The following is a 17,715-nucleotide window of genomic DNA, read 5'->3' as shown; positions in this document are numbered from 1 at the left end:
CACCCGCCAGGCCGTCACGGCACAATGGTGGCATGGATATCTTGTTTATTGCTCTCGTCTTCGTATTGGCCGGCCTGGTTAAGGGCGTTACCGGCATGGGGTTGCCGACTGTGGCGGTGGCCCTGCTGACCTTGCGCATGCCGCCGCTGGAGGCGGCCGCTCTGCTGATTGTGCCTTCGTCTGTAACGAATGTATGGCAGTTGGCGGCCGGCCCGGCGTTGTACCCGGTCTGGCTGCGCTTCCGCTGGTTGCTGCTGGCAGTGTGCGTCGGCACCGCCTGCGCGCCGTTGCTGGGTGCGATCGGCGATGCGCTGGCTGGCGGCGCGTGGAGCGGCACTCTGCTCGGGGCGACGCTGGTGGGCTACGGCGTGCTGGGATTGACTGGCTGGCGCATGCGCGTCGCGCCGCGTGCCGAGCGCTGGGTCGGGCCGTTGGCCGGTGCCGCCACCGGCGTCATGGCCGGCCTGACCGGCGTGTTCGTGATGCCAGTCGCTCCTTATCTGCAAGCCCTCAACCTGGACAAGGACGACCTGATACAAGCCATGGGCATGGCCTTTACCGTCTCCACGCTGGCGCTGGCCGTCATGCTGGCGGTGCGCGGCGAATGGCACGCGGCGGCGGCAGGCAGCTCGCTGCTGGCACTGATCCCGGCCGTCGTCGGCATGCAGCTGGGCCAGTGGCTGCGCGAGCGCATGCGGCCGGCCGTGTTTCGCCGCTGCTTCTTCGTCGCCCTGTTGGCGCTGGGCGCACACCAGCTGCTTAAATAACGATTTTGCCGCGCAGCTGCTTGCGTTCGCTATCCTTGGATTTGCCTTCAAGGCGACGGCGCTGCGAGCCCAAGGTCGGCTTGGTCGGACGCCGGATGGGCGGCAGCACGGCCACGCTGTCGACCATCTCCTGCAAGCGGCGCAGTGCATCCTCCTTGTTGGCTTCCAGGCTGCGCGACTGCTGCGCTTTCAGCACCACCACGCCTTCACGCGTGATGCGGCTGTCGCGCATGGCCAGCAGGCGCTCCTTGATATGCGCGGGCAGTGACGACGCGGCGATGCTGAAGCGCGCGTGAATCGCATTCGACACCTTGTTCACGTTCTGCCCACCCGGTCCCTGGGCGCGGATGGCGATGAATTCCACTTCATGCGGATTAATGATGTTCATGCATCGATTGTAGCAAACGCGCGCCAGGGGCCGGCGAAGCTTGACGCCTGTCAACGCCAGCGCTGGACGGCGCGGTTACGATGGCACTTGCTGCTCTCCGAACGAAAGGATCAACATGTCTTCTTCGATAACGCAAGCCGCCGCCGGCGAGGCGCGCCAGTATCTGGTTTTCCGGCTGGGCGGACTCGATTACGCGCTGGACTTCACCAACGTGCAGGAACTGCGGCCCTTGCAGGCACTGGAGCGCTTCTCGTCGGATGGGGAAATCGTCACCGGCGTGGTGGTGTCGCGCGGCGTCATCATGCCGATTGTCGACATGCGCATCGCCTTTGGCCCGCGACCGCCGCAGCACGACCCGCTGACGGATGTGATCATCCTCAAGCTGTCCAGCTGTGTGATGGGGATGGTGGTGGATGGAGTGACGGATATCGTCACCCTGAAGCCGGAGCAGATCGAGCCGATTGCCGGTGCCGCCGGCGTTGAATATCTGGTCGGGCTGGGCGAGGTGGATGGGCGCCGTCTGATTGTGGTCGACATCGATAAGCTGATGTCGATCCGCAAAGTGCAGTTCGGCGCCCGGCAGGCCGCTTAGGCCAGCGCCTCCAGCTGCTCGTTCAAGTCCAGCCACTCCATCTCCAGGTCGCCCAGTTCCTTGACGACCTGGGTCTGGTCGGCCAGCAGCTGTTTCAGCTTGGCCTTGTTGGCGGCGTCGTAGATCGACTCTTCACCCAACTGGGCATCGACGTCGGTCTTCTTGGCGGTCAGCTTGGTCATTTGCTCGTCCAGCTTCTTGATTTTTTGCTCGATCGGCTTGCGCAGCGCGGACAGGCGCTGACGGTCTTCCGCCTCCTTGCGCTTTTGTTCCTTGCTGGCCGGCGGCGCGGCCACCACCGGCTTCGGTGGCGCCACCGGCGACTGCACCGGATACGCCGTCTTGTTTTCCTTGCCAGCCGCCGGCAGCACGTCGGTGCCTTTACCCAGCTTGGTCTGGAACAGCCAATCCTTGTAGTCATCCAGGTCGCCGTCGAACGGTTGCAGCTTGCCGTCGGCGACGATGATGAACTGGTCGGTGGTGGCGCGCAGCAGATGACGATCGTGCGATACCACCACCAGCGTACCTTCGAACTGGGCCAGCGCTTCGGTCAGCGCTTCGCGGGTTTCCAGGTCAAGGTGGTTGGTCGGTTCGTCCAGCAGCAGCAGGTTAGGACGCTGCCATACGATCAGCGCCAACGCCAGACGCGCCTTTTCGCCGCCGGAGAACGGCGCGATCGGGCTGGTGACCATGGTGCCCGGGAAATTGAAGCCGCCGAGGAAGTTGCGCAGCTCCTGCTCGCGCGTGGTCGGCGCAATCTTCGCCAGGTGCCACAGCGGCGATTCGTCGTGGCGCAGCATCTCCACCTGGTGCTGGGCGAAGTAGCCGATGTTCAGGCCCTTGCCGGTGGTGGATTCGCCGGTCAGCGGTTGCAGTTCGCCGGCGATGGTCTTGATCAGGGTCGACTTACCGGCGCCGTTAATGCCCAGCAGGCCGATACGCTGGCCGATTTGCAGCGAGAAGTTGATGCCGCTGACGATGGTCTTCTCCGACACCTCGCCGGTTTTCTCGTCCTCGTTGCGGTAGCCGGCGTCGACGTCTTCCATCACCAGCAGCGGATTCGGCGCGTTCAGCGGCTCGCGGAATTCGAAGGAGAATTCGGCGGCGGCACGCAGCGGCGCGAGTTCTTCCATCTTGGCCAGTGCCTTCATGCGGCTCTGCGCCTGGCGGGCTTTCGACGCCTTGGCCTTGAAGCGTTCGATGAAGGACTCAAGGTGAGCGCGCTTGCGCTGCTGCTTTTCCAGGGCGCCGGCGGCCAAGGCCATCTGCGCCGCACGCTGGCGTTCGAAGGCCGAGTAGTTGCCCGAGTAGCGTTTCAGCTTGCGCTCATCGATATGCACGATGACGTTGACGATTTCGTCGAGGAAGTCGCGATCGTGGGAAATGATGATCAGCGTGCCGGCGTAGCGTTTCAGCCAGTCTTCCAGCCAGATGATGGCGTCCAGGTCCAGGTGGTTGGTCGGTTCGTCCAGCAGCAGCAGGTCGGAAGGGCACATCAGCGCTTGCGCCAGATTCAAACGCATACGCCAGCCACCGGAGAAGCTGGCCACCGGCTGCTTCATCTGGTCGAGCGTGAAGCCGAGGCCCAGCAGCAGCTGTTCGCCGCGCGACTGCACGGTGTAGGCGTCGGCGTCGGCCAGCGCGCTGTAGATTTCGCCCATGGCGATGCCGTTCTCGGTGGATTCCGGTTCGGCTTCCAGGCGTTCGAGTTCCGCTTGCAGCTTGCGCAGGTTGACGTCGCCGTCGATGGCGTAATCGAGGGCGGCGCGTTCCAGTGGCGGGGTTTCCTGCGCCACGTAAGCGACGCGCCATTTGGCCGGGAAGTCGATGTCGCCCTGATCCGGGTGCAGCTCGTTGCGCATCATGGCGAACAGACTGGATTTGCCGGCGCCGTTGGCGCCGATCAGACCGATTTTGTCGCCTGGGTTGAGGGTGACGTCGACTTGTTCCAGCAGCGGCTTCACGCCGCGCATCAGGCTTACTTGGGTAAAGCGGATCATTGTTTAAATTTTCAGTTGGTCAGCCGTCAGCAGGAAGACCATGTCGTCGCCGTTGCTGGTGGTGAGCCAGGTGAGTCCCAGTTCGCCGAAGGCAGCTTCCGCGAATTCTTTTTCATTGCCGATTTCAACGATCAGCAGGCCGTCGTCGGTCAGACGCTCCGCGGCGCCGGCCACGATGCGGCGCACGATGTCCATGCCATCCTTGCCGCCATCCAGCGCCAGTTCGGGCTCGGCGCGGTACTCCATCGGCAGCTTGCTCATCGAGCCGCTGTTCACATACGGCGGGTTGGTGATGATCAGGTCATACTTCTTGGCCGGCACGTTGGCGTACAGGTCGGACTGGATCAGCGTCAGGCGGTCTTCCAGCTCGTAGGTGGCGACGTTGCGCTTGGCGACTTCCAGCGCGTCGGCCGAAATGTCCACCGCGTCCACGTGCGCATCCGGGAAGGCGTCCGCCATCATGATGGCGAGGCAGCCGGAGCCCGTGCAGAGTTCCAGGATGTTCGATACATTTTCAGGCTCGTTGACCCATGGCGCAAAGTATTCCGGAATCAGCTCGGCGATGAAGGAGCGCGGCACAATGGTGCGTTCGTCCACGTAGAACTTGTAAGTGCCGAGCCACGCCTCGTTGGTGATGTAGGCCGCCGGCACGCGTTCGTTGACGCGGCGGTCCAGTACCGTCATCACCGACGCCACTTCTTCCGGCAGCAGCTTCGCATCGAGGAAAGGATCGAGGCGGTCCAGCGGCAGCTTGAGCGTATGCAGGATCAGGTAAGCCGCTTCGTCAAACGCTTCGGCGCTGCCGTGGCCGAAGAACAGCTGGGCGGTGTTGAAGCGGGTGACGGCGTAGCGCAGCAGGTCGCGCGGCGTGGTGAATGGAGTCGTGGTCATGGCGTTTTAGGTAAGCAGGTTTTCCAGCGTGCGGCGATAGATGTTCTTCAGCGGATCGACGAAACGCAGTTCGATATGCTCATCGATCTTGTGGATGCTGGCATTCGGGGGGCCGAATTCTATCACCTGAGGGCAGATCTGCGCGATAAAGCGGCCGTCCGAGGTGCCCCCGGTGGTCGACAGCTCGGTGTCGACGCCGGTTTCGGACTTGATGGCCGAGGACAGCGCATCGCTCAGCGTCCCGCGCGGAGTCAGGAAGGGCAGGCCGCTCAGCGCCCATTTCAGGTCGTAGTGCAGATGGTGCTTGTCCAGAATGGCGTGCACGCGGCGCTTCAAATCTTCGTGCGTGCTGGCCGTGGAGAAGCGGAAGTTGAAGTCGATGACCATCTCGCCCGGGATGACGTTGTTGGCGCCGGTGCCGGCGTGGATGTTCGACATCTGCCAGGAGGTAGGCAGGTAGTACTCGTTACCGTGGTCCCAGACTTCGGCCGCCAGTTCCGCCAGCGCCGGGGCGCCGAGGTGGATCGGGTTCTTGGCCAGCTGCGGATAGGCGATGTGGCCTTGCACGCCCTTGATGGTCAGCTTGCCGGACAGCGAGCCACGGCGGCCGTTCTTGATCATGTCGCCCAGTGTTTCATCGGATGTTGGTTCGCCGACGATGCAGTAATCCAGCGTTTCGCCGCGCTCTTTCAGCATATTGCAGACGATGACGGTGCCGTCGGTGGCCGGACCTTCCTCGTCGCTGGTGATGAGGAAAGCGATCGAGCCTTTGTGGTCGTCATGCTTGGCGATGAATTCTTCGCAGGCCACCACGAAGGCGGCGATGGAAGTTTTCATGTCGGCCGCGCCACGGCCATACAGCTTGCCGTCGCGGTGAGTCGGGGTGAAGGGCTGGGAGCGCCACTGTTCGACAGGGCCGGTAGGCACCACGTCGGTGTGGCCGGCGAAAACCATCACCGGCGAAGTGGTGCCGCGGCGCGCCCACAGATTGGTCACGCCATTCGATTCGATGGTCTCGCACTTGAAGCCCAGAGGGGTGAGCAAGTCGATCAGGTGCTGCTGGCAGCCTTTGTCATCCGGCGTGACGGAGGACAGGGAGATCAGTTTTTCGGTCAGCGCCAGGGTCTTGGAAGGAGTCATATCAGCCGTTGAAAATTTGTTGGTACTGCGCGTCGGAGAAGCCGACGGAGAAAGCGCCGTTCTTGTTCAGCACCGGGCGTTTGATGACGGAGGGGTTTTCCAGCATCAGCGCGATGGCCGCTTCGTCGTCGACGATGGACGCCTTGCGCTCATCGGACAGGGCGCGCCAGGTGGTGCCCTTGCGGTTCACCAGCACATCGCGCGACAGATGTTTGAGCCAGCCGGCGACGATTTCGCGCGTGAGGCCCTGCTTTTTAAAATCGTGGAAAACAAAATCCTGCTGCTGGTCGGCCAGCCAGGTACGCGCTTTTTTGACGGTATCGCAGTTGGGAATGCCGTAGAGTGTAGTTGCCATATAATTCAAATCATGGAGGCTAAAATGAATGTCAAAGACGCTGTTTCCACTGCCAAAACCTATCTCACGGACTTGCTGTCGGACGAAGCTCTGACCAACGTCGGGTTGGAGGAGGTTGAGCTGGATGAGGAGCGCGGCGACTGGGTTGTCACCGTCGGCTTCTCTCGTCCTTGGGATGAACCGCGCAATCCAGTCGCTGCGCTGGCGACCTCCAATGTCCCGCGTCGTTCCTACAAAGTAGTACGCATATCGGATGGGGATGGCAAAGTGCGCTCGGTGAAAAATCGTGAGGCGCCGTTTTGAAACCCGTGAGTCTTCTTATCGATACAAACCTTTTAGTTCTCTTTGTGGTTGGGACTGCGTCTCGTGAGTACATAAGCAGGCATAAAAGGCTTAAGGCTTTCGTGCCCGAAGACTACGATACCCTGCTTAAAATCATTGAAAACGCCGCGGAAGTTCTTGTAACCCCGAACATTTTAACTGAAACCTCCAACCTCGCGGGCTACATTTCGGAGCCGGCCAGGAGCGAGGTACTGTCTGTCCTGCGGAAACTCGCCTCGTCCGCTCCTGAGACCTACATCCCCAGCGAAATAGCTTGTCAGCGTCCTGAATACCTCCGACTCGGCCTGACCGATGCTTCAATTGTCGAAGCCTGCTCGGGCGACACCACTCTAATCACTACTGATCTGAGTCTTTATCTGGCTACGCTTGCCTCCGGCGCCAATGCGATCAATTATCACCATCTCCGTAGCTGATAGTTGTCACCTATCTATTAAAAAAGTGCGGCAGGAATTATCAAATGGCTATTTTCATGGCGGTGGCCATACTGGAAAGGCTGTACCGGGGATCACTGGAGAGAAAAATGAAAACAAAATCAACCATCATCGCCGGGCTGGCCAGCCTGATATTCGCCGCTCCTGCCGCCCATGCCGTCGTCATCGATTTTAATGGTCCGGGTGTCTGCAATACCGATGCCGATGGCAATGGCGCCATCGCAGCTTGCGGCAACTGGGCGTACATTGCGCAATCCTACGGCGACATGCCGGGCGTGGTCGATGTCGCGTATTCCGCACCGCGCATCGCCGGCACTTCGCTTAATTGGTGGGATGCCGATTACAACACGCTGCGCGGTGTGGCCTTTGCCAATGGCAGTGACGGCAATTCGCAAGGCCGCATCGACCTCAAACCGCTCAACGGCATGGCTGTCATGCTGACGCACTTCGACATGGGGGCGTATTCCAATACCTCGATGGGCACCCACATCACGATCTCAGACCTGAGCGGCAATGTGCTGTTCACCTATGACGCGAATGTCGGTAGCGGCAGCCCGAACATGCCAAGCGGCTTTAATGGCAGCTGGATCGGCAACGACGGCATCCGCATCGAATGGCGGGACAGCGCCTACAACGTCGGTATCGACAACGTCACCTATGAGATGACGCGCGCCATACCGGAACCGGCAACCTACGCCATGCTGAGTGCTGGACTGGCCTTGCTAGGCTTGATGGCACGCCGCCGCCGTTGATGGTCAGGTGTCCCAGCGCCAAGCCTGCCGTAGCCTGGCTTGCAGATAGTCGATGAAAGCGCGCACGCGTGGCGCGAGGTTCTGGCTGTGCGGGACGATGGCTTGCAGCGGAGCGGTCGGCATGGAGTGGGCCGGCAGCACGCGTTGGAGCCGTCCGGCGAGGATGTCGTCGCCCACGTCCCAGATCGACTTGACCACGATGCCCGCCGCTTGCAGTGCCAGGGCGTGCGCGGCCTGGCCGTCGTTGGTGATCAGGGCACCGGTTACGCGTACCGACACTTGTTCTTCACCATGGAAGCGCCATTCGGCGCGGCGCTGTTCGCCTATCAGGATGCAGCGGTGCTGCGCCAGTTCCGATGGGTGCCTGGGCGTGCCATGCTGCGCCAGGTAGGCCGGTGCGGCGCAGGCGACGCGGTAGCTGGGCGCCAGCCGCCGCGCCACCAGTGTCGAATCTTCCAGGCTGCCGAAACGGATGGCCAGATCGTGGCCGCTTTCCAGCAGATTCAATACCGTATCGCTCAGGTCCAGCTGCACCGCCAGCTGCGGATGCTGGCGCTGGAAGTCCGCCACGATGGGCACAATGTGCTGGCGGCCGAATTCTCCGGGCGCGGTCACGCGCAGCAAGCCGCTCACTTCGCGCCGGCTGTGCGACAGCAGCGATTCCGCCTGTTCGATTTCGTCAAGGATGCGCAGTACGCGCGCATGCAGCAGGGCGCCTTCTTCGGTCAGCGCCTGGCGGCGCGTGGTCCGTTGCAGCAGCCGGACGCCGATGCTTTTCTCCAGTTGCGCCATGCGCTTGCTGATGACCGACAGCGGCAGGTCCAGCTCGCGCGCGGCGGCCGACATGCTGCCCGCGCTGACGATGCGGGCGAAGGCGGTGAGGGCGGGCAGGTCATCGATCATGGTGTGGATTCTTCGCGAAATGGAAAATATGATTCACTCGAAAGGGGCTATTTCCTTCTGATTCCGGCTTCTATTATAGCTACATCGATCACCCAACTATTGCTGAAGGAGAGATGATGAAGCTATCGACCGACACCGCGCATGCAGCGCGCCGTAATTTTCTCGGGCAGGCCGGCGCGCTTGCCGCCGCCGGCCTGTTGGCACCTGCCGCAGGCGTGCAGGCCGCTCCCGCCACCGATAGCGCCGCTGCCAAGGGCGTTTTCTGGCCCGGCGGCGCGCGACTGGTGGTTTCCCTCTCCATGCAGTTTGAAGCCGGTGGCCAGCCGCCCAAGGGCACCGACAGTCCGTTCCCCAAAGTCGACTTTCCCGCCAGTGTGCCGGCCGACCTGACCACCAACACCTGGTTCGCCTACGGCTACCGCGAAGGCATACCGCGCCTGTTGGATCTGTGGGACAAGCATGGCGTCAAGGTGACGTCGCACATGATCGGCGAGGCGGCGCGCCGCAACCCGCAGCTGGCGCGCGAGATCGTCCGTCGCGGCCATGAAGCGGCGGCACACGGGCCGCGCTGGAGCTCCCAATATGCGATGAGCCGCGCGCAGGAGCGCCAGTTCCTGATCGATGGCACGCGCATGGTGGAGGAGGTGACCGGCCAGCGCCCGACCGGCTACAACGCCAACTGGTTGCGGCGCGGCCCGAACACGCTGTCGCTGTTGCAGGAGCTGGGCTACACCTATCACATCGATGACCTGAGCCGCGACGAACCTTTTATCGAGCAGGTCAACGGCAAGGACTTCTTAGTGGTGCCGTACACGCTGCGTAACAACGATATCCTGCTGATCGAAGGCCGCAACTACTCACCCAGCCAGTTCCTTGAGCAGATCAAGCTGGAGTTCGACCAGCTGTATGAGGAAGGCGCCACGCGCCGCCGTATGATGTCTGTCAGTACGCACGACCGCATCGGCGGCTCGCCACAGATGGTGCGGGTGCTGGACGAATTCCTGCGCTATGCGAAGTCCCATCCCGGCGTGGTCTTCATGCGCAAGGATGAAATAGCGCGCTTCGCCGCCGGCAGCACGGATACGCTGCGCGAAACCGAAACTATCTAAGGAGCCATCATGAGCAAACTCGAAGGAAAAACAGTATTGGTCGTCGGCGGTAGTGCCGGCATTGGCGAGGCGGCGGCACAGGCATTGGCGGCGCTGGGCGCACAAGTGACGATCGCCTCGCGCGACCCGGTCAAGCTGCAAGCGGCGGCGGAGCGGTTGGGCGGGGCGGTGCGTACGGCCGTTCTCGACACGTCCAACGATGCCGCCGTCGAAGCATTCTTCGCCGCGCAGGACGAATACGATCACGTTGTGGTATCTGCCGCGCAGACCAAGTCCGGCCCGGTGCGGCAACTGCCGCTGGTCGATGCGTATGCCGCGATGAACAGCAAGTTCTGGGGCGCCTACCGCGTGGCGCGCGCCGTGCGCATCGCCGCCGGCGGTTCGCTGACGCTGGTGTCGGGTTTCCTCGGCACGCGGCCCAGCAAGACCTCGGTGCTGCAAGGCGCGATCAACGCCGCGCTGGAATCGCTGGGGCGGGGACTGGCGCTGGAGTTGTCGCCGGTGCGTGTTAATACGGTGTCGCCGGGTGTGATTGCCACGCCGATGTGGTCTGGCATGAGCGACGAAGCGCGGACTGCCAAGTTTGAGACAGTGGCGGCGCACCTGCCGGCGCGGCGCGTGGGGCAGGCGGAAGACGTGGCCAACGCCATTGTCTATCTGGTCACCACCCCGTTCGCCACCGGTTCCACCGTGCTGGTGGACGGCGGCGGCGTGATCGCCTGAGGTCAGGTATTGAGGGTGAACTCGGTGAAGGAAGCCTCGCTGCTTGGCGCAGGCTTGACTTCCGGCTCATCGGCCTTGGCCAGTTTGCTGTCCGGGCCATTATTCAAGAGCCACAGCAGGTTGGTGGCGGAATCGGCGTTGGCCAGCGCCTCGTCCTGGCTCACCAGGCCATCCTGCACCAGCTTGAGCAAGGCTTGCTCGAACGATTGCGAGCCAGGCGACATGCTCTTTTCCATCGCCTCCTTGATCTGGCCGATTTCGCCTTTCTCAATCAGGTCCGCGATATAGCGGGTGTTGACCATGACTTCCACCGCCGCCGAGCGCGTGCCGCCATTGACCGAGCGGACCAGCCGCTGCGACACGATGGCCTTCACGGTGCTGGACAAGTCCTGCAACAGCGCGGCGCGGTTTTCGATCGGGTAGAAGCTGATGATGCGGTTCAAGGCGTTGTAGCTGTTATTGGCGTGCAGCGTGGCCAGCACCAGGTGCCCCGACTGCGCATAAGCCAGCGCCGCGGCCATGGTTTCCTTGTCGCGGATCTCGCCGATCAGGATGCAGTCCGGCGCCTGGCGCATGGAGTTGCGCAGGGCGGTGTAGAAGTCCTTGGCGTCGCTGCCGATCTCGCGCTGGTTGACGATGGATTTCTTGTTCCGGAACAGATACTCGATGGGATCTTCCAGCGTCAGGATATGGCCGGAGCGCAGTTCGTTGCGGTGATCCAGCATGGCCGCGATGGTGGTCGATTTGCCGGAACCGGTGGAGCCCACCAGCAGCAGCAAGCCGCGCTTTTCCATGATCAGGTCCGCCAGCACCGGCGGCAGCTGCAAGTCGGCCAGTTGCGGAATGGTGGCGGGCACGAAGCGGAATACGGCGGAGATGGTGCCGCGCTGCCTGAACGCGGACAGGCGGAAGCGCCCCAGGTTGGGCACTGAAACGCCCATGTTCAATTCATTGATGTTGGCCAGTTCTTCCATCTGCTCCGGCGAGGCGATTTCCGCCAGCAGGGCATGGATGTTTTCCGGCTCCAGCTTTTGCTGGTTGATCGGGATGAGGTTCCCGTTGATCTTGATGTGCACCGGAGAGTTCACCGCAAAGAACATGTCCGACGCGTTCTTTTCCTTCATCAGTTGGAACAGGCGGTCCATGGCCATGGCGAATCTCCGGTGTGTTTAGATCATTATACGCCGCGCAGCAGTTCGTTAATGCTGGTCTTGGAGCGGGTTTGCGCGTCCACGCGCTTGACGATCACCGCGCAGTACAGCGAGTACTTGCCGTCGTCCGATGGCAGCGAGCCCGATACCACCACCGAGCCGGCAGGCACGCGGCCGTAGGTCACTTCGCCGGTGGCGCGGTCGTAGATCTTGGTCGACTGGCCGATGTACACGCCCATCGAGATCACCGAGTTCTCTTCGACGATCACGCCTTCGACGATCTCCGAACGGGCGCCGATGAAGCAATTGTCTTCGATGATGGTTGGATTGGCCTGCATCGGTTCCAGCACGCCGCCGATGCCGACGCCGCCCGACAGGTGGACGTTCTTGCCGATCTGCGCGCACGAACCAACGGTGGCCCAGGTGTCGACCATCGCGCCTTCATCGACGTAGGCGCCGATGTTGACGTAGGAAGGCATCAGCACCACGTTCTTGGCGATGAAGGAACCACGGCGCGCCACTGCTGGCGGCACCACGCGGAAGCCGCCCTTGGCGAAATCGTCGGCGGTGTAGTTGGCGAACTTGGTCGGAACCTTGTCGTAGAACTGCATGGTGCCGTCCGATGGCAGGACCACGTTGTTCTCCAGGCGGAACGACAGCAGCACGGCCTTCTTGACCCACTGATTCACCACCCAGGTGCCGGTGGCTTTGTCGGCCACGCGGATGGTGCCCGCGTCCAGGCCGGCCAGCACGTGGTTGACGGCGTCGCGCAGTTCGGCGGAGCCGTTGGCTGGGTTGATGTTCGCGCGGTCTTCCCAGGCGGTTTCGATGATGTTCTGGAGTTGTTGGCTCATGATGGACTCGTAGTGACTCTTGATTTAAAGGGACTTGCAGAATTGGACGATGCGCTGCGCGGCTTCCAGGCCTTCCGCCGTCTCGGCGACCAGCGCCATGCGGATGCGGTTGCGGCCCGGGTTGATGCCGTGCGCTTCACGCGCCAGGTAGCTGCCCGGCAGTACGGTGACATTATATTCGGCGTACAGGCGCTGGGCGAATTCGGTGTCGGACAGGCCGGTGCGGCTGACGTCCGCCCACAGGTAGAAGCCGGCGTCCGGCAGTTCCACGTCCAGCACTTCCTTCAGTAAAGGCGTGATGGCGTCGAACTTGGCGCGGTATTGTTCGCGGTTTTGTTCGACATGGGTTTCGTCGTTCCACGCCGCGATCGACGCAGCTTGCACGGAGAGGCTCATGGCGCCGCCGTGATAGGTGCGGTATAACAGGAATTTTTTCAGCACATCGGCATCGCCGGCCACGAAGCCGGAACGCATGCCCGGCACGTTGGAGCGCTTGGACAGGCTGCTGAACACGATCAGGCGCGCATACGGCTTGTCGATAGTGGCCAGGCCCAGTTGGTGAGCTGCTTCCATCGCGCCCAGCGGCGCCTGCTCGCCGTGGTAAATCTCGGAATAGCACTCGTCGGCGGCGATCACGAAGTTGTAGCGCTCCGACAGGGCAAACAGGTTTTCCCAGTCGGTCAGCGACAGCACCGCGCCGGTCGGATTGCCGGGCGAGCAGACGAACAGCAGCGCGACTCGTTGCCATACCTCGACCGGAATGCTGTCGTAGTCGCAGCCGAAGTTGCGGGCCGGGTCGGAGTTGACGAAATACGGCTCGGCGCCGGCCAGGTAGGCCGCGCCTTCGTAGATCTGGTAGAACGGATTCGGGCTCACCACCAGCGACTTCGCGTCCTTGTCGATGACCGCTTGCGCCAGCGCGAACAGCGCCTCGCGCGAACCGTTCACCGGCAGCACCTGCGTGGCAGGATTCAGCTTCGGCAGGTTGTAGCGGCGTTCCAGCCAGCTGGCGATGGCGTTGCGCATCTCGGGCGAGCCGATGGTGGTGGGGTAAATGGCCAGACCGTCGAGATTATCGACCAGCGCCTGCTCAATGAATTTCGGCGTAGGATGCTTGGGCTCACCCATGCCCAGGCTAATGGCTTTATGCTGCGGGCTGGGAGTGACTTGCTCAAACAGCAGACGCAGTTTTTCGAACGGGTAGGGGTGCAGCTTGTCGAGAAGTGGATTCATAGTCTTTGATTATAGCGCCTCTGCGCCAGACCGGTCATCCATGCTAAATTATTAAAATAATCGAATTAATAAGCAAAGGCGGCATCATGGAGCAAAACGAGATCGCACTGGAGGCCCAGGTCAGCCGCAAGGTGATGGGTGCGCGGCTGGCCATCGGCCTGTTACAGGGGCTGCTGCTGTATTGGCTGTACGCGTCGGCGCGCGACGTGGCCTGGCCGGCCACCGCGCCCTACGCCATGGTACCGCTGACCACCCTGATGTTGATCCTGCCAGTACTGTTGATCTCCAGCCTGGGGCACCTGAAGCCGCGCCAGGTGGCGGTCTGGCTGTTGGCGGCGTTGGCCGTGCTGCTGGTGTTTTCGTTGCATGATGTGTGGCGCGGCCTGAACGACCAGCCATTGCTGAGCAACTGGGAGCACAAGCAGATCTACTCGCCGTCGGTGCTGGTGGTGGTATTCAGCGCGGTGTTTTTCTTCATCGCCCACACGCTGGTGTTGGCTGGCGCGCAGGAGGGGAGGCGTATCGCCGGCTACAACGCCTACTTCGAAACCGCCTGGAAGCTGGCTATACAACTGTTGTTTTCCGCGTTCTTTGTCGGCGCGCTGTTTTTCGTGCTGCTGATGGGATCACAACTGTTCCTGCTGGTGAAGCTGAAATTTCTGCAAGAGCTGCTGCGCGAATCGTGGTTCAACGTGCCGGTGATCTGCACCGCGTTTTCCTGCGCCATGCACGTCACGGACGTGCGGCCTTCGATTGTGCGCGGCATCCGCACTTTGCTGCTGGTGCTGATGTCGTGGATTTTGCCGGTGGCCGTGGTGCTGGTGACGGGCTTCGTCTGTTCCTTGCCGTTCACCGGCCTGACGGCGTTGTGGGAGACGCGCCACGCCACGTCAGTGCTGCTGGGCGCCGCGGCGCTGTTGCTGGTGCTGATCAATGCCGCTTTCCAGAACGGCGAGGCGATTGTGGCGCTGCCGCTGCGCGTGAGCGCGCGCACGGCCGCCATTCTGATTCTGCCGGTGACGCTGATCGGCGTCTATGCACTGGGCCTGCGGGTGGCGCAGTACGGCTGGACGACGGACCGGGTGATTGCCGCCGCCTGCCTGCTGGTGGCGACTTTCTACGCGGCCGGCTATCTGTGGGCGTCGTCGCAGTACGATACCTGGCTCAAACCGGTCAGCACCGTCAACGTGTGGGCCTCGTTTCTGGTGCTGGCGGTGCTGGCGGCTTTATTCACGCCGCTTGCCGATCCTGCGCGCATCGGTGTGAACAGCCAGATGGCGCGGCTGGAAAAAGGTAAGACCAAGGCGGCCGATTTCGATTTCCGCTACCTGCGTTTCGAAGGCGGCCGCTATGGCCTGGCCGCGCTGGAGGAACTGAAGAAACGCAGCGCCGGCCCGGATGCTGCGGTGCTGTCGCGCGAAGCCGCCGCCATGTTGGCGCTGGACGACAGCGACCGCTGGAAGCAATCCAGACGCGCCACCGCGCCGGTGTCGGTGGCCGATAACCTGACCGTGTGGCCTGCCGGTGCGCAGCTGCCGGCCAGCTTCCTCACACAAAAGTGGGAGACCATGCAAGACAACCTCAAGCCCGATTGCCTGAGCAAGCGTGAAGGCAAGTGCGATGCCTTCGTGATTGATGCCGACGGCGATGGCAAGCCGGAAGTGCTGCTGATCGAGAAGCTGCACGCCGGCGGCGGCCAGGTGTTCGCGGAAGGCAGCGACGGCGCCTGGACGGTTGTCGCCAACATGGCTTATCGCGACATGAGCTGCAAGCCCTTGGTGGATAAACTGCGCAAGGGCGAGTTCACGCTGGTGACGCCGCGCTTTAAGGAGTTGGACATAGGCGGGCGCAGGGTGGAACTGACGGCGACCTTTCAGCACGACGCAGCGGCCTGCGACAACATCAAGTAGCGGTGTTTCGATAGTGCTTGAATGGCCGCGTTTTTCAGGCTAATATATTTCAATATTTATTGAAATATCGAATCATGAAAACTCAAGACGTCCTTGCCGCGCTGGCAGCCATAGCGCAGGAGAGCAGGCTGGCCGTGTTTCGCCTGCTGGTGCAGGTGGGGCCGGACGGTCTGGCCGCCAGCAAAATCGGCGAGCAGCTCGACATCGCGCCGTCGTCGCTGTCGTTTCACCTGAAAGAGCTGACGCACGCCAGGCTGATTACTTCGCGTACCGAAGGGCGCTTCGTCATTTACTCGGCCAATGTGGCGGTGATGAATGGCCTGGTCGGGTACCTGACGGAGAACTGCTGCGGCGGCGTTCCTTGCGGCCCTGCGGGCTGCGTCACCAATCCAACTCACTCCAACAAACGATGAACGTACTGTTTCTTTGCACCGGCAACTCCTGCCGCTCGGTTATCTCCGAAGGCACTTTCAACCATCTGGCGCCAGCCGGCATGAGGGCCATCAGCGCCGGCAGCCAGCCGGCCGGCAAGCTGCATCCGCGCGCGGTGGCGCTGCTGGCTGCGAAAGGCATCCCGACCGACGGCTATTACAGCAAGTCGTGGAACGACCTGCCGCTGACGCCCGATATCGTGGTCACTGTCTGCGGCAGCGCTGCCGGCGAGACTTGCCCGGCCTATCTCGGCCCGGTGCTGCGCACGCACTGGGGCGTGGACGATCCGGGTCACGTGGTGGGGACAGAGGATGAAATCAATGCGGCCTTCGAGCAGACCTACCGCATCATCCGCGCACGTATCGAGGCCTTCCTGGCACTGCCGTTGGCCGAACTGGCTGGCGACCGCGCGCGCCTCAAAACAGAGCTCGACAAGATCGGCGCCATCACCGCTTGAGCGTGCAATGACAGCTTTTCTCATTTTCGTCGCCACGCTGGTACTGGTGATCTGGCAGCCGCGCGGGCTGGGCATCGGCTGGAGCGCCGCGGCCGGGGCGTCGGCGGCCCTGCTGGCGGGCGTGATCCACTTCGCCGATATCCCGGTGGTGTGGCACATCGTCTGGAACGCAACGGGCGCCTTCATCGCCATCATCGTCATCAGCCTGCTGCTGGACAAGGCCGGGTTCTTTGAATGGGCGGCGCTGCACGTGGCGCGCTGGGGGCAGGGCAGCGGCAAGCGGCTGTTCGTGCTGCTGGTGCTGTTGGGCGCGGCCGTGTCGGCGCTGTTTGCCAACGATGGCGCGGCGCTGATTCTGACACCCATCGTCATCGCCATGTTGCGCGCGTTGCGGTTTTCGGAGCGTGCCACGCTGGCTTTCGTGATGGCGGCCGGCTTCATCGCCGATACTTCCAGCCTGCCGCTGGTGGTGTCCAATCTGGTGAACATCGTCTCCGCCGATTACTTCAAGATCGGCTTCGCACGTTACGCCGCCGTCATGGCGCCCGTGAATCTGATATCGGTCGCCGCCACGCTGGCGGCATTGATGTGGTTCTTCCGCAGGGATATCCCGGCCAGCTACGATCTGCGCCAATTGAAAGCGCCGGCGGAGGCCATCCACGACCACGCCACTTTCATCACCGGTTGGTGGGTACTGGGTTTGCTGCTGCTTGGCTTCTTCTGGCTGGAGCCGCTGGGCGTGCCGATCAGCGCGGTGGCTGCTGTTGGCGCCTTGCTGCTGCTGGCGGTGGCGGCGCGCGGGCACCGCATCTCAACGCGTGAAGTGCTGCGCGGCGCGCCGTGGCAGGTGGTGGTTTTCTCGTTAGGCATGTACCTGGTGGTCTACGGCTTGCGCAACGCCGGGTTGACCGGCTACCTGACCGCGCTGCTCAACGCCTGTGCGGCGCATGGTGTGTGGGCTGCGGCGCTGGGTACGGGCTACCTCACCGCCATCCTGTCTTCGATCATGAACAACATGCCGACCGTGCTGGTAGGCGCGCTGTCCATCGACGCCAGTAGCGCACAGGGCGTCGTGCGCGAGGCCATGGTGTACGCCAACGTGATCGGCAGCGACCTCGGTCCCAAGATCACGCCGATAGGCAGCCTGGCCACGCTGTTGTGGCTACACGTATTGGCCGGGAAAGACATCCGCATCTCGTGGGCTTACTACTTCCGCGTCGGCGTGATACTCACCCTGCCGGTACTGACCATCACACTGGCGGCGCTGGCCTTGCGGCTGGCGTGA

The 17,715-nt window shown here is 62.4% G+C and carries 20 protein-coding genes; 11 read left to right on the top strand and 9 right to left on the bottom strand.

Going from position 1 to position 17,715, the window contains the following annotated elements:
- Window positions 1-32: 32 nt before the first annotated feature.
- Entirely contained in the window at window positions 33-767 is a 735-nt protein-coding gene (locus GM676_RS19110; RefSeq protein ID WP_155465445.1) for a sulfite exporter TauE/SafE family protein, read from the top strand.
- Here the strand turns inward: GM676_RS19110 and arfB are convergent.
- Window positions 760-1,155, bottom strand: a complete 396-nt coding sequence (arfB, locus tag GM676_RS19105; protein WP_155465444.1) for an alternative ribosome rescue aminoacyl-tRNA hydrolase ArfB — start codon at window positions 1,153-1,155, stop codon at window positions 760-762. The genes GM676_RS19110 and arfB overlap by 8 nt on opposite strands.
- Before the next feature lie 115 nt (window positions 1,156-1,270).
- On the opposite strand from arfB, the gene GM676_RS19100 reads away from it, so the two are divergent.
- The gene (locus tag GM676_RS19100) at window positions 1,271-1,747 is read left to right on the top strand and encodes a chemotaxis protein CheW (protein ID WP_155465443.1); all 477 of its coding nucleotides are present in this window, start codon (window positions 1,271-1,273) and stop codon (window positions 1,745-1,747) included.
- Here the strand turns inward: GM676_RS19100 and GM676_RS19095 are convergent.
- From GM676_RS19095 to GM676_RS19080, 4 genes are read right to left on the bottom strand one after another with little or no spacing between them, the layout of a single operon-like run.
- Complete coding sequence (locus GM676_RS19095; protein ID WP_155465442.1) at window positions 1,744-3,747, bottom strand: ATP-binding cassette domain-containing protein; 2,004 nt, start codon at window positions 3,745-3,747, stop codon at window positions 1,744-1,746. The genes GM676_RS19100 and GM676_RS19095 overlap by 4 nt on opposite strands.
- A 3-nt stretch (window positions 3,748-3,750) precedes the next feature.
- On the bottom strand, window positions 3,751-4,638 hold the full coding sequence (gene prmB, locus GM676_RS19090) for a 50S ribosomal protein L3 N(5)-glutamine methyltransferase (protein ID WP_155465441.1): 888 nt from the start codon (window positions 4,636-4,638) through the stop codon (window positions 3,751-3,753).
- Window positions 4,639-4,644: 6 nt separating this feature from the next.
- Window positions 4,645-5,778 carry a succinyl-diaminopimelate desuccinylase gene (gene dapE, locus GM676_RS19085; protein WP_155465440.1) on the bottom strand — a complete coding sequence of 378 codons (1,134 nt, stop codon included), beginning with the start codon at window positions 5,776-5,778 and terminating at the stop codon, window positions 4,645-4,647.
- A 1-nt stretch (window position 5,779) separates the two neighbouring features.
- Window positions 5,780-6,133 (bottom strand): ArsC family reductase, encoded by a 354-nt coding sequence (locus tag GM676_RS19080; protein WP_155465439.1) that lies wholly within the window; start codon window positions 6,131-6,133, stop codon window positions 5,780-5,782.
- A gap of 24 nt (window positions 6,134-6,157) precedes the next feature.
- Between GM676_RS19080 and GM676_RS19075 the strand changes: the two genes are divergently transcribed.
- The 3 genes from GM676_RS19075 (at window position 6,158) to GM676_RS19065 (ending at window position 7,658) form a co-directional block, all read left to right on the top strand.
- A complete protein-coding gene (locus tag GM676_RS19075) occupies window positions 6,158-6,436 on the top strand; it encodes a hypothetical protein (RefSeq protein ID WP_155465438.1) in 279 nt (92 codons plus the stop codon).
- 101 nt (window positions 6,437-6,537) lie between these two features.
- On the top strand, window positions 6,538-6,888 hold the full coding sequence (locus GM676_RS19070) for a PIN domain-containing protein (protein WP_211923263.1): 351 nt from the start codon (window positions 6,538-6,540) through the stop codon (window positions 6,886-6,888).
- A 107-nt stretch (window positions 6,889-6,995) separates the two neighbouring features.
- Window positions 6,996-7,658, top strand: a complete 663-nt coding sequence (locus tag GM676_RS19065; RefSeq protein WP_229262764.1) for a PEP-CTERM sorting domain-containing protein — start codon at window positions 6,996-6,998, stop codon at window positions 7,656-7,658.
- 3 nt (window positions 7,659-7,661) lie between these two features.
- On the opposite strand, the gene GM676_RS19060 is transcribed toward GM676_RS19065, so the two are convergent.
- On the bottom strand, window positions 7,662-8,561 hold the full coding sequence (locus GM676_RS19060; protein ID WP_155465436.1) for a LysR family transcriptional regulator: 900 nt from the start codon (window positions 8,559-8,561) through the stop codon (window positions 7,662-7,664).
- A 113-nt stretch (window positions 8,562-8,674) separates the two neighbouring features.
- Between GM676_RS19060 and GM676_RS19055 the strand changes: the two genes are divergently transcribed.
- Both GM676_RS19055 and GM676_RS19050 read left to right on the top strand, forming a co-directional pair.
- The gene (locus GM676_RS19055; protein WP_371866292.1) at window positions 8,675-9,670 is read left to right on the top strand and encodes a polysaccharide deacetylase family protein; all 996 of its coding nucleotides are present in this window, start codon (window positions 8,675-8,677) and stop codon (window positions 9,668-9,670) included.
- Between the two features lie 9 nt (window positions 9,671-9,679).
- Window positions 9,680-10,393, top strand: coding sequence for an SDR family oxidoreductase (locus tag GM676_RS19050; RefSeq protein WP_155465434.1), 714 nt, complete (start codon window positions 9,680-9,682; stop codon window positions 10,391-10,393).
- A gap of 2 nt (window positions 10,394-10,395) precedes the next feature.
- On the opposite strand, the gene GM676_RS19045 is transcribed toward GM676_RS19050, so the two are convergent.
- The 3 genes from GM676_RS19045 to dapC are packed head-to-tail and all read right to left on the bottom strand — an operon-like array spanning window position 10,396 to window position 13,631.
- The gene (locus GM676_RS19045) at window positions 10,396-11,544 is read right to left on the bottom strand and encodes a PilT/PilU family type 4a pilus ATPase (RefSeq protein WP_155465433.1); all 1,149 of its coding nucleotides are present in this window, start codon (window positions 11,542-11,544) and stop codon (window positions 10,396-10,398) included.
- Between the two features lie 26 nt (window positions 11,545-11,570).
- The gene (dapD, locus tag GM676_RS19040; protein ID WP_155465432.1) at window positions 11,571-12,398 is read right to left on the bottom strand and encodes a 2,3,4,5-tetrahydropyridine-2,6-dicarboxylate N-succinyltransferase; all 828 of its coding nucleotides are present in this window, start codon (window positions 12,396-12,398) and stop codon (window positions 11,571-11,573) included.
- A 24-nt stretch (window positions 12,399-12,422) separates the two neighbouring features.
- Window positions 12,423-13,631, bottom strand: a complete 1,209-nt coding sequence (gene dapC, locus GM676_RS19035; RefSeq protein WP_155465431.1) for a succinyldiaminopimelate transaminase — start codon at window positions 13,629-13,631, stop codon at window positions 12,423-12,425.
- Between the two features lie 86 nt (window positions 13,632-13,717).
- Between dapC and GM676_RS19030 the strand changes: the two genes are divergently transcribed.
- The 4 genes from GM676_RS19030 (at window position 13,718) to GM676_RS19015 (ending at window position 17,715) form a co-directional block, all read left to right on the top strand.
- On the top strand, window positions 13,718-15,541 hold the full coding sequence (locus GM676_RS19030) for a DUF4153 domain-containing protein (protein ID WP_155465430.1): 1,824 nt from the start codon (window positions 13,718-13,720) through the stop codon (window positions 15,539-15,541).
- Between the two features lie 74 nt (window positions 15,542-15,615).
- Window positions 15,616-15,954: an ArsR/SmtB family transcription factor gene (locus GM676_RS19025; protein WP_155465429.1), complete on the top strand. Its 339-nt coding sequence runs from the start codon at window positions 15,616-15,618 to the stop codon at window positions 15,952-15,954.
- The gene (locus GM676_RS19020; RefSeq protein ID WP_155465428.1) at window positions 15,951-16,430 is read left to right on the top strand and encodes an arsenate reductase ArsC; all 480 of its coding nucleotides are present in this window, start codon (window positions 15,951-15,953) and stop codon (window positions 16,428-16,430) included. The genes GM676_RS19025 and GM676_RS19020 overlap by 4 nt, the downstream gene beginning before the upstream one ends.
- A 7-nt stretch (window positions 16,431-16,437) precedes the next feature.
- Window positions 16,438-17,715: an arsenic transporter gene (locus tag GM676_RS19015; protein ID WP_155465427.1), complete on the top strand. Its 1,278-nt coding sequence runs from the start codon at window positions 16,438-16,440 to the stop codon at window positions 17,713-17,715.

Origin of the sequence: Duganella radicis (genome assembly GCF_009720825.1) — a bacterium.
GTDB lineage: Bacteria > Pseudomonadota > Gammaproteobacteria > Burkholderiales > Burkholderiaceae_D > Rugamonas > Rugamonas radicis.
The sequence above is the reverse complement of the archived record's forward strand: the minus strand, read 5'-3'. Positions and strand labels throughout refer to the sequence as shown.

Bases quoted from the DNA above. Each gene is read 5' to 3' on its own strand.
- GM676_RS19020 (WP_155465428.1), top strand. From the start codon at position 15,951: ATGAACGTACTGTTTCTTTGCACCGGCAACTCCTGCCGCTCGGTTATC.
- GM676_RS19080 (WP_155465439.1), bottom strand. From the start codon at position 6,133: ATGGCAACTACACTCTACGGCATTCCCAACTGCGATACCGTCAAAAAA.
- dapE (WP_155465440.1), bottom strand. From the start codon at position 5,778: ATGACTCCTTCCAAGACCCTGGCGCTGACCGAAAAACTGATCTCCCTG.
- GM676_RS19110 (WP_155465445.1), top strand. From the start codon at position 33: ATGGATATCTTGTTTATTGCTCTCGTCTTCGTATTGGCCGGCCTGGTT.
- GM676_RS19030 (WP_155465430.1), top strand. From the start codon at position 13,718: ATGGAGCAAAACGAGATCGCACTGGAGGCCCAGGTCAGCCGCAAGGTG.
- GM676_RS19060 (WP_155465436.1), bottom strand. From the start codon at position 8,561: ATGATCGATGACCTGCCCGCCCTCACCGCCTTCGCCCGCATCGTCAGC.
- GM676_RS19015 (WP_155465427.1), top strand. From the start codon at position 16,438: ATGACAGCTTTTCTCATTTTCGTCGCCACGCTGGTACTGGTGATCTGG.
- prmB (WP_155465441.1), bottom strand. From the start codon at position 4,638: ATGACCACGACTCCATTCACCACGCCGCGCGACCTGCTGCGCTACGCC.
- dapC (WP_155465431.1), bottom strand. From the start codon at position 13,631: ATGAATCCACTTCTCGACAAGCTGCACCCCTACCCGTTCGAAAAACTG.
- GM676_RS19075 (WP_155465438.1), top strand. From the start codon at position 6,158: ATGAATGTCAAAGACGCTGTTTCCACTGCCAAAACCTATCTCACGGAC.
- GM676_RS19045 (WP_155465433.1), bottom strand. From the start codon at position 11,544: ATGGCCATGGACCGCCTGTTCCAACTGATGAAGGAAAAGAACGCGTCG.
- GM676_RS19100 (WP_155465443.1), top strand. From the start codon at position 1,271: ATGTCTTCTTCGATAACGCAAGCCGCCGCCGGCGAGGCGCGCCAGTAT.
- GM676_RS19095 (WP_155465442.1), bottom strand. From the start codon at position 3,747: ATGATCCGCTTTACCCAAGTAAGCCTGATGCGCGGCGTGAAGCCGCTG.
- arfB (WP_155465444.1), bottom strand. From the start codon at position 1,155: ATGAACATCATTAATCCGCATGAAGTGGAATTCATCGCCATCCGCGCC.
- GM676_RS19025 (WP_155465429.1), top strand. From the start codon at position 15,616: ATGAAAACTCAAGACGTCCTTGCCGCGCTGGCAGCCATAGCGCAGGAG.
- dapD (WP_155465432.1), bottom strand. From the start codon at position 12,398: ATGAGCCAACAACTCCAGAACATCATCGAAACCGCCTGGGAAGACCGC.
- GM676_RS19055 (WP_371866292.1), top strand. From the start codon at position 8,675: ATGATGAAGCTATCGACCGACACCGCGCATGCAGCGCGCCGTAATTTT.
- GM676_RS19050 (WP_155465434.1), top strand. From the start codon at position 9,680: ATGAGCAAACTCGAAGGAAAAACAGTATTGGTCGTCGGCGGTAGTGCC.
- GM676_RS19065 (WP_229262764.1), top strand. From the start codon at position 6,996: ATGAAAACAAAATCAACCATCATCGCCGGGCTGGCCAGCCTGATATTC.